The sequence below is a fragment of the Nostocoides sp. genome (genome assembly GCF_037045025.1).
Taxonomy (GTDB): Bacteria; Actinomycetota; Actinomycetes; order Actinomycetales; family Dermatophilaceae; genus Nostocoides_A.
The window spans coordinates 177304-190666 of record NZ_JBAOHM010000015.1 but is presented as its reverse complement, the minus strand read 5'-3'; the positions used below and the strand labels follow the sequence as shown (position 1 = coordinate 190666).

The window sequence follows — 13363 nt, the reverse complement described above, 5'->3', positions numbered from 1 at the left end:
GTGGCCGCCAAACGCACGATCCGCAGCATCCCGCAGGACCGCACCCCCGTGCGTGAGCAGCCGCCCGCGGAGCGCGCCACCAACTTCACCGAAGTCAACCTCGGCTATGACGAGACCGAGGCGACCCGCGAAGCGCTGCGCTGCCTGTTCTGCGCCGACCAGCCGTGCGTGCGTGGGTGCCCGGTCTCGATCGACATCCCCGGGTTCATCCGCAAGATCTCCGACCAGGACTACCACGGTGCCTACGACACCATCGCCCGGACCAACCTGCTTCCCGCCGTGTGCGGGCGGGTGTGCCCGCAGGAGAGCCAGTGTGAAGGGGTTTGCACGGTCGGCGAGTCCTTGGAGCCGGTCGCGATCGGCCGCCTCGAGCGATTCGTGGGCGACCTAGCCATCGCGGGCGACTGGGCGCGGCGGCCCTATATCGCTCCCACGGCATACCGCGTGGGGATCGTCGGCTCGGGACCGGCCGGCATGGCCTGTGCGGCCGATCTGGCCAAGGCCGGCTGCCAGGTGACGGTCTTCGAAGCCCTGCACCTGCCCGGGGGAGTGCTGCGCTATGGCATCCCCGACTTCCGCCTTCCGGGCGAGGTCATCGACGCCGAAATCGCCAACCTCGAAAAGCTGGGCGTGAGCTTCGAGTGCAACACGGTCGTTGGCCGGTTGTTCACTATCGAGCAGATGATCGACGAGCTCGGTTTCGACGCCGTCTTCATCGGGACCGGCGCCGGCTACCCGACGATGCTCGGCATCCCGGGCGACTCCCTCGGCGGCGTCCTGTCGGCCAACGAGCTGCTCACCCGGGCCAACCTGATGCAGGCGCGGGACTTTCCCGCCCACGACACCCCGATCCCGCTCGGCCGGCAGGTTGCGGTCGTCGGTGCCGGAAACACCGCGATGGACGCCATGCGGGTCTGCCTGCGGCTCGGCGCCGAGCAGGTGCACTGCATCTATCGCCGCTCCCGCGCCGAGGCCCCCGCCCGCGTCGAAGAGGTCCATCACGCCGAGCAGGAGGGCATCGAGTTCCACTGGCTCACCAACCCGGTTGCCATCCTCGATGACGGTGCCGGTGCCGTCCGGGCAATGCGCTGCGTGCGAATGGAGTTGGGCGAGCCCGACGACTCGGGCCGCCGCCGGCCAGTGCCCGTTCCCGGGAGCGAATTCGAGTTCCCTTGCGACCAGGTCGTTTTCGCGATCGGAACCAACGCCAACCCGATCATCGGGCAGACCTCGCGGCTGACCCTCAACCGCTGGGGATATCTCGAGGTCGACGCCGACCTTGCCACGTCGATCGCGGGGGTCTATGCCGGCGGCGACATCGTCACCGGCGCGGCGACCGTCATCGAGGCTATGGGCGCCGGCCGGACGGCGGCCGCCGGCATCGCGCGCTATCTCGGCATCCGCGACATCTTCCGGCCGTATGCCGATCCCGACGACTCGGTCTTCGGCATCGCCGCGCATGAGTCCAGCTTCGTCCGGGTCCGCGAGGCGGTGACCGCAGGATGACTGCCACCTCCGCACCGCCGGCCAGCGGCATACACACCGTGTCGGAACACATTGTCGAGATCATCAGCGACTCCGGGGAGGGCGCCCAGCGCTGCGGCCAGTCGTTCGGGGCGATCGCAGCCAGGACGGGCAATGGCGTCTGGACCGTCGAGATCATCCCCGCCGAGATCCAGCCGCCGGCCCGCAGCGTCGCCGGAGCCAGCGGCAACCGGATCCGGCTCGGCTCGCAGCGGGTCACCAATGGCGGCGACGAGGCCGACCTGGTCGTCGCGTTCAACGAGCAGGTGCTCCTCGGCCGGGTGCACATGCGCGAACTCAAGCCCGGCTGCACGATCCTGTTGGAGAACATGTGGCGCGAGCACCGGGACCGCCGGATCGCCACGTCGTATGCCGAGACCTACGACGCGTTGGAGGCCGCCGGCTACCACCTCATCGAGGTCCCGATGGAGCGGGAATGCCGCAAACTCGTCAAGGACCCCCGGCGCGGGAAGAATATGTTCGCCCTCGGGATGCTCTGCGCGATCTACCAGTTCGATCTCGACCTGGCCCGCGAACAGGTTGCGCTGACCTTCCGCAAGAAGTCGGCAGCCCTGATCGCGTCCAACACCAATCTGCTTGTCGCCGGCTACACCTGGGCCCGGCGCAACCTCGATCTGGCCTTCGAGATCCCCGCTGTGCCGGCGAGCGAGGAGCAAATCGTCACCAATGGCAACACCGCGCTCGCGCTCGGCGTGGTCGCCTCGGGCATGGAGATCTGCGCGATGTATCCCATCACGCCGGCCACCTCGGCCTCGCACTATCTGAGCGAGATCTTCCCGCGAGTCGGCGGGATCGTGCACCAGGCCGAGGACGAGATCGCCGCGGCGACCTTTGCCATCGGTGCCTCGTATGCCGGCAAGTGCGCGGTCACGATCACCTCGGGTCCCGGCTACTCCCTGAAGCAGGAGGCGATCGGCCTCGCGGTCATGGGCGAGATCCCGCTCGTTGTCGTCAACGTCCAGCGTGGTGGGCCGAGCACCGGCCAGCCGACCAAGGTCGAGCAGGGCGATCTGATGACGACGATCTTCGGCAGCCATGGCGATGCCCCCAAGGTCGTCATCGCGCCGAGCACGATCGAGGACTGCTTCTATTCGGTGATCGCCGCCCGGCGGATCGCCGAGACCTTCAGCACCGTGGTCGTCGTCCTGTCCGACGCGAGCCTCGCCACGGCCCAACAGCCCTTCCGCCGGCCCGAATTCGACCCGGCGTGGCTGGCGCCCCCGGTCGACCAGAGCCAGGTCCCGGAGGAACTGCGACCGTATGCGTGGGACGAGGCGACCGGCCTGTCCCGCCGGTTCGTCCCGGGCCAGCCGGGCGGCATGTACACGCTGACCGGGCTCGCCCACGACGCCGCGGCGAACGTCGCCTACGAGCCCGACGTCAATGAGCACGGCATACGCGCACGAAGCCTCAAACTCGCTGCCCTGCAACGGACGTTGAAGCCACCGCCCGTCCACGGCGAGGACACCGGCGACTTGCTGGTGATCGGGTGGGGGAGCACCCGTGGCGTCATCGAGGAGGCGGTCGACCAGTTGCGCGCCGAGGGGTCACGCGTTTCCGCGCTGCATCTGCGGTTTCTCAATCCGCTGCCACCCGGGTTGAAGGAGATCATGGGCCGCTTTGCTGCGGTGATGACCGTCGAGGGCAACTGGAGTGATCACCCCGACGACCCGATCATCGACGCGGACAACCGCCGCTACTCGGCGCTGGCGATGCTCTTGCGCTCGCGCTATCTGATCGATGTCGACACCTGGACCGAGGTGGGCGGCCAACCCCTCAAACCCGCTCGGGTGCGTGCCGCCATGCGAAGGAAGCTGAGCCAGCAATGATGACCGACCTCAACCACCTCGACCTGACCCACAACAGCGCGGCGGAGTGCCTGCTGCGACTGTATGACGAGCGGGTCGAGATCGAAGGCTTCCAAAAGGGCGTGCCCCGCTGGTGTGCCGGCTGCGGCGACAACGCCGTGCTCACCGCGCTGCAGCGGCTGCTTCGCGACGAAGGCCTGCGGCCGGAGAAGACCGTCTTCGTCTCCGGCATCGGCTGCTCCAGCAGGTTGCCGCACTACATGAAAACCTACGGCTTCCACGGCATCCATGGGCGCGCCCTCCCGGTCGCCGAAGGGGTGCGGATGGCCCGGCCGGACCTCAATGTGTTCGTCAACTCCGGCGACGGCGACTCCTTCAGCATCGGTGCCGCGCACTGGATCCACGCCATCCGCTACAACATGCGGATGGTCGTGATGGTGCACGACAACCAGATCTATGGCCTCACCAAGAAGCAGGCGTCGCCGACGTCGCCGCGCGGGACCCGGAGCAACACCACTCCGCGCGGCTCCTTCATGGAGGGGCTCAACCCCCTGACCGTCACGCTCGGGGTCCAGAACGTCTCGTTCGTCGCCCAGGCGGCCGACTGGATCCCCGAGGTGCTCTTCGACATCATTCACGCCGCTTTTCACCATGACGGGCTGTCGTTCATCCGCATCGTGCAGCGCTGCCCGGAGTGGATGCCCGACAACTTCGAGCCCTGGCTGCACGATCCGTCGCGTGTGCAACTCCTGGTGCACGACAACGCGCTGTCGGTCTCCTCGGGACTCGCTTCGCTCTATCCGAATCGTCTCGAACACGACCCGGCCGACATCCACCGCGCCCGTGAGATCGCCTCCCAGCATGACCCGATTCCGATCGGGATCCTATTCCACGACCCGAGCGTCCCGCAGTATGACGAGCTGTTGCGGGCCGAGACGACGCACTCTGCCGGCGCGGTTCGCCAGGTCCTGCAGGAGGAGTTCGACCGGTTCGCCGTGATGACGGCACGGGTCGAAGCGCGGTGGGCCGAGTGACTGACATCCGGCCGTTCCCCGCGGCGGCGGACGCAATGCGCCATTCCACCGCCGAACTGAACGCCGAGCAGAACCGGGCATCCTTCTATCTCACGGGACGCCGAATGGCCACCGGCCTGAGCGATATCGCCGGCCTGGGACTGCTGTCGGCCCAGTTCGCCCCGTATCGACGGCTGCACGAACTGCGCTACGACTACCCGCTGATCCTCGTCCATGGCGGCGACGTGCGCGCCGCCGTGAGATCGCTGTCCGGCATGATGGACGAGATCCTCGCGGTCGTGGCAGTCGGGGACGACGCGGCCCGGATTCGCCACCACGCGATGCTGCTGGAGCAGGAGATCCGCGGTCAAGCCGACCGCGGCGTCGACCGACTGTCGAGCCTGTGGGCCAGGGCCGAGGAACGGCTGGTGGCCACGGCCGAGGACCCGCTGCTGGCGGACAGCCTCGCCAAGCTGGTGGCGGCGCGCCAGGTCGAGGGGGACGTGGTGGCCTGCACTCAGGAGACACCGGGTCAGGTCGTCGGACACCTGTGGAAACAGGTGCAGCGTGACCGGATCGGTCTCTTGTCCGCGCGGATCACCCAGCTTCGCCAGGCGTTGGCGGACATTCTGGCCGCCGAGCAGGCCGACTCGCCAACGGGACTGGCGAGCGACCGCCTCGCCCAGTCGTTGGGCCCGGTGTTCGGTGCCGAGCTGGACGTTTCTGCCCTCTCGCGTCTGCTCACCGACAACCGCCCCCGCTTCCGCCTCTCCGACGCGCGCCGCGAACGGGTTCGCGGGCTGCTGGACGCGCTCGCCAGGCAACGCTTCGTCCCCGTCGGCGAGGACGCTGACGGCGGCAATGGTGAGTTGTACGAGTTCGTCTACTCCAGCCCCGATGACGCGATCGCCGCCTATCGGGACCGATTTGCCGCGACGGCTGAGCTGGCCAAGTCGCTCGTCATCGCGGAGATGGAGGCCGACGGACGCTATCGCGAGGACATCCACGATCCTCTCTTTGCCAAATGGGACGTGGAAGACCTCGAGGCCGACATCCTCGGCATGTTTCCGGACTATCTCGTGCGCGTCGACGCCGAGGTGCTGACCGCGCGCGACAGCGTCGTGCTGCTCGAAGCACTCGCGGCCGGCATACCGATCAAGGTGTTGGTGCAGGTCAACGACCTGCTCCGCGGAACCTCGTCCGCGGACCGGCACCCAGGGGACCGCCTATCCACTCGCAAGCTCGCCCGCTATGCCTTGGCCTCCGGCGAATCCTTCGTCCTTCAGGCGCCCAGCGCCGGCCTCTTTCAGATGCGCGAGCGGATCGTGGACGGGTCGATGGCACCCGGGGCTGCGCTGTTCGTCGTCTATTCCGGGGGTGGACAGTGGCTGGGCGACCTGCCGCCCTATCTCGCCTCGGCGGCCGCCACGGAGGCGCGGGTGTTCCCCGCCTTCACCTATGACCCGGCGGCGGGCGACACCTGGGCCGACCGGTTCACGCTCGCCGCCAACCCGCAAGCCGAGCGCGACTGGCCGGTGCACTGCGTGTCGTATGCGGATGCGGCAATGCAACGCGTGCGCGTCGAGGCGCCCTTTACGGCGGCCGACTTCTGGGCGGGTGACTCCCGGATGCTTCCGCACCTCGCACTCTCCTCCCTCGATGGCTCCGAAGGCACCGTGGTGCCCTTCGCCGAGCACCTCGCCACCGCACCCGGGATCTGGGCCGACCAACTGCCCTATCTGCTCATGGTCTCTGCCGACGAGAGTCTGCACCGAGTCCTCGTTGACCGGCCCCTGGTCCACCGCACCCAACGCGACCTCGAGCAGTGGCGTCGCCTGCAGGAACTGGGCGGGATCCACAACTCCCACGTTGCCCGCGAACTCGCCCGGCAGCGCGACCTGTTCGACGCCGAGATCGCCCAATTGCAGGCGGGCGCGGCGCTGCCGGCGGCGGGCGTCGCCGCGACTGCAGCGCCGAGTGACGCGCCTCCGGCCCTCGCCGAGCCCGAGGACGACCTCAACGAGCCCGAGGCCCGCGACCCCTACCTGCCGTGGATCGAGACCTCTCGCTGCTCGACGTGCAATGAATGCACGCTGATCAACGACCGGATGTTCGCCTACAACGAGAACCGGCAGGCCTATATTGCCGATCCCGACGCGGGCACGTATGCCGAGTTGGTGGAGGCCGCCGAGAACTGTCAGGTCGCGATCATCCACCCCGCCAAGCCGCGCGACCCGGCGGAGCCGGGCCTGGAGGAACTGATCAAGCGGGCCGAGGCATTCGCCTAGCCCACGGCGGCATACGTCTTCTCGATCCGGTTGTGGGCGACCATGTCCCGGTCACCCGATCATGAATCGGCGATCCTTGGTCATGTCCGTTAGTGCCGCTTGCATCGCGGACTCGACTCGCGCGGCGAACTCCGCCACGGTCTCCTCCTCGTGCGCCTTCATCGGCTCCAGGATGCGTCCGGTGAGCTTCGCCGGCAACGGCAGGTAGGGCAAGGTGAGTCCCACGGTGCCGACGTTGAGCCCCCACGGGAGCGTGACGCTGACCGGGAAGGCCTTCAGCCGCAACCGTCGATCAAGGCCCAGCCGGCGGGCTATCCCGGCGCCGTCAGAGAGCGCCAGGAGCGTCTCGCCGGCTCCGGCCACGACCAGTGGAACGATCGGGACGTCGGCGGTCATCGCCACCCGCGCGAAGCCCGTACGGCCGTGGAAGAGGATCTTGTCGCGGTGCGAGAACGGCTTGAACGCCTCCAGGTCGCCGCCGGGCAGGACCAAGACGCTGCGCCCGTCGGCGAGGGCGTCGGTGGCTGCCTCGGGTGAGGCCGGCACTGCGCCGATGCCCTCCATGAACGACCCGCCGCCGATCTTCCATGCCATCCCGTGCGCGATCGCGACGTAGGGTTTGCTCAGGTCCAGCTTGTGCAGCATCGCCCAAATGGCAAAGAGGTTGGGATCCACGGCCGCGCCCCACCCGTGATGGGAGACGAAAAGAACCGGTTCGGGAACGTCGGGGATCGGGGGCTGCACCTCGATCCGGTGATAGACCCCACCAACCTGCCGGCCCAGCCGCCGGTAGGCCCGGCCCAGCTGGAACATCGTCTGCTCGTAGGGGCGGGTCAAGCCCGCTGATCGTGTTGAGTTCTGATGATCCGGCATGCAAACCATAGCCTCTCCGTGGACGGCCTGCTCGCGTGGTTGGCTGGGGGGGCGAGGAGGATAACGATGACCAACGAGACGATCTTTACCTATGGGGCACCGCCTGTGAAGTTCGGCGTTGGTGCGGTCGAGGAAATCGGGCACGACCTCGGTCAGCTCGGCATCCGGCGCGCCCTGCTGATCACGGATCCGGGTCTCGTCGCAAGCGGTATGCCGCAAGGGGTCGCTGACCACATCCGGGCTGCGGGGATCACGGCGGTCGTTTTCGCCGGCGCGCACGTCGAGCCGACCGACGCCAGCCTGCAGGAGGCGATCGCCTTCGCCCGAGACAACGGCCCATTCGACGGCGTCATTGCCGTCGGCGGCGGGTCCAGCATTGACACCGCCAAAGCGGTGAATCTGTTGCTGCACAACCCGGGTGAGTTGATGGACTACGTCAACGCACCGATCGGGCAGGGTCGCGCACCGGTCAATGCGCTCGCCCCACTCGTGGCCATCCCGACGACCGCCGGCACCGGCGCCGAGTGCACCACGGTCTGCGTCCTTGACGTCCTTGCCCTCAAGGTCAAGACCGGCATCAGCCACCCCCGGCTGCGCCCCGCGCTGGCGATCATTGACCCGGCGCTGACCATGTCGCTGCCACCGATGGTCACCGCCTGCAGCGGGCTGGACATTCTCTGCCATGCGTTGGAGAGCTACACGGCGCGGCCGTATGCGGCATACGAGCGCAAGCGGCCGGAGCAACGCGTGCCCTATTGCGGGGCGAACCCGATCGCCGACATGTGGTCGGAGAAGGCGCTCGAACTGCTCGGCCGCTCTCTTCGGGTTGCCGTCCACGAGCCGACCGAAGCCGCACGAACCGATATGGCGCTCGCCGCGACCTTCGCGGGTCTCGGCTTCGGCAACGCCGGGGTCCACATTCCGCATGCCAATGGGTATCCGATCGCCGGCCGGGTGACCGGCTATCACGCCCCGGAGTATCCGGGTGACGAGCCCCTTGTGCCCCACGGGATGTCGGTGTCGCTCACGGCCCCGGAGACGTTCCGGTTCACCTTTGCGGCCGACCCCGAGCGGCACCGCCGCGCGGCGCTGCTCCTCGATCCGGACGCCAGGGAGCAGGACGAGGAGGCCCTCGCCGGCGCCGTTGCCCGGTTGCTGCGCGATGTCCGTATGCCGAATGGCATCGCCGCCGTCGGCTTCACGCCCGCCGATGTCGATGCCCTCGTCGCCGGCAGCGCCAAACAGCAGCGGCTGCTCGCGGTGGCTCCCCGCGAGGTCGAGGAGAGCGATCTCGCGGCGATCTTTCATGGGTCGTTTTCGCTGTGGCCGGCGACGAGCTAGGCGTGCCCTCGTTGTCGGCCGGCACCCTGCGCATTGTCCCGGCCGGCGAGGCCAAATGGGATAATCTCCAACGCATTTTCGGCGCCCGCGGGAGCGCGGCGATGTGTCAGTGCCAGCGCTACAAGCTGCCTGCGGGGGAGGCGTTCAAGGATGTTCCCGCGGCGGAGCGGGAGCACCGGCTGCGGATGCAAACCCAGGGCGAGACCGAGGAGTCGACCGGGCTGGTTACCTACCTGGGCGAGCAGCCCGTGGGCTGGTGCGCGGTGCAGCCGCGGGCGGCATACGGGGGATTGGTGCGGGGCCAGCGGGTTCCGTGGGACGGGCGGGAGGAGGACAAGGCGGATCCGACCGTCTGGGCGGTCACCTGCTTCGTCACCCGCACCGGCTACCGCAGGCAGGGGATCGCCTCCGCCCTCGCCCTGGCCGCCGTCGAGCACGCCCACCGGTTGGGTGCTCGGGCGATCGAGGGCTACCCGATCAACACCACGGCGGCAATTCTCGCGGAGATGCACGTCGGCACGATCGGCATGTTCCTGCGCGCCGGACTTGCCGAGGTGGCCCGGCCGACGAAGCGGCGGGTGGTGATGCGTCGTGAGTTCTGATCTGAACCGGTCGGCGGCTATGCCGACCGCACCGAGGAGGACCAGGTCGAGATCACGCGGCGGGTCGCACTCGCCGCCGCTGTCGAGTTTGGTCTCGAGGGGGCCGCGCTGTCCCTCCTGTTGCACGGATTCAACACGACCTTCCGCGTCGAGACCGAGGACGGTCGCCGGTTTGCCTTGCGGGTCAACACCAATTCGGTGAGCACACGGGCCAATGTGCGAGCACAACAGGCCTGGTTGCACGCGATCCGAGCGGAGACGCCGGTCCTTGTTCCCGAACCCCTCGCCGCTCTCTCGGGGGAGTTCGTCGTCCAGGTTCCGTGCGCGGAATTGGGGGGTGAAGCGCTGGTCACTGTTGCGCATTGGCTGGAGGGCGAGGACATCAGGGTCTGCTTGCCCGCTCAGGCACAGGCTCTGGGGGCCGCCATGGCGCGGCTGCACGCGCAGGCTGCGCACTGGTCGCCACCGGCGGGCACGGAACTTCCGGACTACGTCGCACCGCTGTTCGGAGATCCCGACCAGCTCACGCCCGCCCTTGCGCGGCTGCCGCGAAGGGACGCCGACGTTGTCCGGATCGCTCTGCAGCGCAGCGCGATCGCCTTTGACGAGGTATGCCGCAACACCTCGCGTATCGCCCTGCACGCGGACCTGCACGGCGACAACCTCAAGTGGCATCGCGGGCAGTTGGCCATCTTCGACTTCGACGACGCGGGGATGTCCGTGCCGATTCTCGACCTGGCCGTTGCGGTCTTCTATCTGCGTGGCGGCGGCCCCGACGAGGAAGCTGCGCTGTTGGACGGCTACGCAAGCGTGCGCGCTCTGCCGGAGCACGATGGGTCACGGTTCGAGGCGATCGTCGCGGCCCGGCAGCTGCTGCTCGCCAACGCCCTATTACAAACGAGCACCGCGGCCTGGCGGGAGGAAGCCGACAGCTACCTTGCGACCACCGTTTCGCGGCTGCGGAACTGGCTCGAGACCGGTCGATTCACCTTGGCGTCGTGACGGCGCTCCCTAGGCTAGCGCTCCACGACGATGTCGCCCGCAGGGCCGCCACCGTGGGTTGGGGAAGAGGGGGCTTCAGGTCCGGCCCGCCCATCGAGAGGACCCGGTCGGCACGACTCTCGCCACAAGACGTACCGACACGGGTCCTCTCGACCCCGCCGGGCCGATCAGTAGCCCTTCGTCTGGCCCGCCCAGCATCGGCCGTGTCACCACGCCACTCACCCGAACTCTACGAATCAGTGGCCTCGGGCAGGTGGCGCGCGAGGATCAGCGGGATGACACCACCGGCACGCAGCTGCTCGACTTCGAGTGCGGTCTCGACGGCGGCTCGTGCGGTCAGCTCGGTGGCGGTGCCGTCGACCCACAGGACGGCCAGCGGGATCTCGGCATCGGGCTTCAGGGGGCCAGGCTCGGCGCAGACGCGGACCCGGTCGCCGGGACGCATGGCATGCAGGGTCGCCAAAGCGTCGGGCGCGACCACCGCGGGGAGGATGCCCATCCCGATGAGGTTGGTGCGGTGAATCCGTTCGAAGCTCGCGGCGAGCACGGCGCGCACGCCGAGAAGCTGCTGTGCCTTGGCCGCCCAGTCGCGCGAGGAACCCATTCCATAGCGTTCGCCGGCGACAATGACAACTGGGTGACCGTCAAGCCGATAGCGTTGTGCCACATCCCAGATTGGCAGGACGTCACCGGTGGGCGCGTGCACGGTGTGACCGGTCGGGACGTCTGGGACGAGGGAGTTGCGCAGCGAGTTGTTGTGGAATGCACCGCGGGCCATCACCTCCCAGTTGCCCCGTCGTGAGGCATAGACGTTGAGGTCGTTCCTGTCCTCGCCGCGGTCGGCGAGGAAGTCGGCGACGTAGCTGCCTGGCGGGATCGCGCTTGCCGGTGAGATGTGGTCGGTGGTGATGTCGTCACCGAGCACGAGGAGGGGGTGGGCCTCGAACGTGCCGACGAGCGCAGGCTGACCGGCGTCGGCGAACGGCGGTCGCCGCAGGATCGTCGAGGCCTCGTCCCAGGCGAATAGCCGGCCGGTCGGGGCGTCGATGGCCTGCCACAACGGATTTCGCGCAGCGGCGGCGAAGTCGTGGCGGAAGTCGCTGGCGTCCAAGCCCTTGGCCAGCGCCGCGTCGATCTCGTCGCCGCTCGGCCAGAGGTCGGCGAGCATGACCGGTGCCCCATCCGCGGCCGTGGCGACCGGTTCGGTGGTCAGGTCGCGTCCCGCCTGCCCGGCGAGGGCGAAGGCGACGACGAGTGGCGGCGAGACGAGCAGGCCGAGGTCGATATCGGGATGAACCCGGCCGGGGAAGTTGCGGTTGCCCGACAAGACGGCGACCGGGCGGGTGTGGGCGAGCTCGGTGGCCACCGGTGCACTCAGGGGTCCGGAGTTGCCGATGCAGGTGGTGCACCCGAAGCCGACGATGTCGAAGCCCAGCGCCGACAGGTCCACGTCCAGCTCGCTTCGTCGCAAATAGCTTGCGGCCGCGGGCGATCCGGGCGCAAGGGAGGTCTTGACCCAGCCAGGGACACGCAGGCCACGCACCCGCGCCCGTCGCGCCAGCAGTCCCGCAGCGACGAGCAGCCGGGGGTCGCTGGTGTTGGTGCAGCTCGTGATCGACGCGATCGCGATCGGGTATGCCGGGAGATCCCCTTCGCTGGCCGCCCCCTCAGGCGCCGCTTCCGTCAGGGCGGCGGGGATGGCATCGAGATCGAGCAGGTCCTGCGGGCGCCGTGGCCCGGCCGCCGAAGGGCGCAGGTCGCTAAGGTCGAGATTAAGGACCCGGGTATAGGCCGGCTCGGCCGCCGGATCGAACCACAGCCCGACCTCCTGTGTGTAGGCGCGAACCAATTCCACGTGCTCCTCGCTGCGCCCGGTGCCCCGCAGATAGTCGATGCTTCGGTCGTCAACGGCGAAATACCCTGTCGTGGCGCCATATTCCGGCGCCATGTTGGCAACGACCGCGCGCTCGCCGACGGTCAACGTGCTGACCCCGGGCCCGAAGAACTCGACGAACTCGCCGGTCACCCCGATTTCCCGCAGCCGTGCCGTGACGGCGAGTGCGAGATCGGTGGCGACGACTCCAGGGGGGAGGCACCCGGTCAACCGGACGCCGACGATGTCGGGGATCCGCAGCCGGATCGGCATACCGAACATCACCGTCTGGGCCTCGAGCCCACCCACTCCCCAGCCGAGGACGCCGAGCCCGTTGACCATCGGGGTATGCGAGTCCGTGCCGACCATGACGTCGGGCACCAGCCAGGTGCGCCCGTCGCGGTCTTCCGTGGCCGCGATCGTGGCCAGCTGCTCGAGGTTGAGGGTGTGCATGATTCCGGTCCCCGGGGGGTTGACGTGGAAGTTGTCCAACTCGCGGTCGGCCCAGCGCAGGAAGCGGTAGCGCTCGACATTGCGACGGATCTCGTGTCCCATATTACGTTGCGGCGCATCGGGACGGGCATAGTCCTCGACCGCGAGGGAGTGATCGACGGAGACCTCCACCGGCACAACCGGGCTCAGTGACCTCGGATCGCCACCGTGCTCCGCGAGGGTGTCGCGCATCGCGGCAATGTCGACGAGGGCGGGTGTGCTTGTCGTGTCATGCATAAGCAGCCGGCCGGGCGTGAACGGAATCTCGACGGCGCTCGTCCCGCCCGCGGCGACCCAGCCTCGCAGGCCGGTGAGCGCGGTGTCGACCTCTCTCTCGGCAGCGGTCCGGACGACATTCTCCGCGAGCAGGCGCAGCACCCATGGCCAGTCAGCGAGCTGGCCCCGCGCCACGGCGGCCAGATCCACCACCGCGTAGGCGGCGCCGCGATGGGCCACGGTGGCTGTCGGTCGGATGTGCTCGGTTGGTGTCATCACACGCTCCTCTGCTTTGGTTATAACCTATAGG

At 68.5% G+C, this 13363-nt stretch carries 9 protein-coding genes; 7 read left to right on the top strand and 2 right to left on the bottom strand.

All coding sequences use genetic code 11. The features are described 5' to 3' along the window. Genes gltA through V9G19_RS20000 form a run of 4 tightly spaced genes read left to right on the top strand, consistent with a single transcriptional unit; the run spans position 1 to position 6654 of the window. Complete coding sequence (gene gltA / locus V9G19_RS20015; RefSeq protein WP_462287172.1) at positions 1–1506, top strand: NADPH-dependent glutamate synthase; 1506 nt, start codon at positions 1–3, stop codon at positions 1504–1506. Then, positions 1503–3374 (top strand): 2-oxoacid:acceptor oxidoreductase subunit alpha, encoded by a 1872-nt coding sequence (locus V9G19_RS20010; protein WP_462287171.1) that lies wholly within the window; start codon positions 1503–1505, stop codon positions 3372–3374. The genes gltA and V9G19_RS20010 overlap by 4 nt, the downstream gene beginning before the upstream one ends. Then, on the top strand, positions 3371–4387 hold the full coding sequence (locus tag V9G19_RS20005) for a thiamine pyrophosphate-dependent enzyme (protein WP_462287170.1): 1017 nt from the start codon (positions 3371–3373) through the stop codon (positions 4385–4387). Before V9G19_RS20010 ends, V9G19_RS20005 begins: the two co-directional genes overlap by 4 nt. After that, on the top strand, positions 4384–6654 hold the full coding sequence (locus tag V9G19_RS20000) for a ferredoxin (RefSeq protein ID WP_462287169.1): 2271 nt from the start codon (positions 4384–4386) through the stop codon (positions 6652–6654). The genes V9G19_RS20005 and V9G19_RS20000 overlap by 4 nt, the downstream gene beginning before the upstream one ends. Positions 6655–6705: 51 nt before the next feature. On the opposite strand, the gene V9G19_RS19995 is transcribed toward V9G19_RS20000, so the two are convergent. After that, positions 6706–7491 carry a 1-acyl-sn-glycerol-3-phosphate acyltransferase gene (locus tag V9G19_RS19995; protein ID WP_462287168.1) on the bottom strand — a complete coding sequence of 262 codons (786 nt, stop codon included), beginning with the start codon at positions 7489–7491 and terminating at the stop codon, positions 6706–6708. Between the two features lie 102 nt (positions 7492–7593). Here V9G19_RS19995 and V9G19_RS19990 point away from each other — a divergent pair, with 102 nt between their 5' ends. The 3 genes from V9G19_RS19990 (at position 7594) to V9G19_RS19980 (ending at position 10472) form a co-directional block, all read left to right on the top strand. Further along, positions 7594–8868 carry a hydroxyacid-oxoacid transhydrogenase gene (locus V9G19_RS19990; protein ID WP_462287167.1) on the top strand — a complete coding sequence of 425 codons (1275 nt, stop codon included), beginning with the start codon at positions 7594–7596 and terminating at the stop codon, positions 8866–8868. Between the two features lie 2 nt (positions 8869–8870). Beyond that, a complete protein-coding gene (locus V9G19_RS19985) occupies positions 8871–9470 on the top strand; it encodes a GNAT family N-acetyltransferase (protein ID WP_462287166.1) in 600 nt (199 codons plus the stop codon). A gap of 120 nt (positions 9471–9590) precedes the next feature. After that, positions 9591–10472 (top strand): phosphotransferase enzyme family protein, encoded by an 882-nt coding sequence (locus tag V9G19_RS19980; protein WP_462287165.1) that lies wholly within the window; start codon positions 9591–9593, stop codon positions 10470–10472. Between the two features lie 229 nt (positions 10473–10701). On the opposite strand, the gene acnA is transcribed toward V9G19_RS19980, so the two are convergent. Beyond that, positions 10702–13329 carry an aconitate hydratase AcnA gene (acnA, locus tag V9G19_RS19975; protein ID WP_462287164.1) on the bottom strand — a complete coding sequence of 876 codons (2628 nt, stop codon included), beginning with the start codon at positions 13327–13329 and terminating at the stop codon, positions 10702–10704. Between the last annotated feature and the right edge of the window lie 34 nt (positions 13330–13363).

What these genes read in the sequence shown, in the direction of transcription:
- V9G19_RS20010 (WP_462287171.1), top strand. Translation starts at nt 1,503, where the DNA reads ATGACTGCCACCTCCGCACCGCCGGCCAGCGGCATACACACCGTGTCG.
- V9G19_RS20005 (WP_462287170.1), top strand. Translation starts at nt 3,371, where the DNA reads ATGATGACCGACCTCAACCACCTCGACCTGACCCACAACAGCGCGGCG.
- V9G19_RS19990 (WP_462287167.1), top strand. Translation starts at nt 7,594, where the DNA reads ATGACCAACGAGACGATCTTTACCTATGGGGCACCGCCTGTGAAGTTC.
- acnA (WP_462287164.1), bottom strand. Translation starts at nt 13,329, where the DNA reads ATGACACCAACCGAGCACATCCGACCGACAGCCACCGTGGCCCATCGC.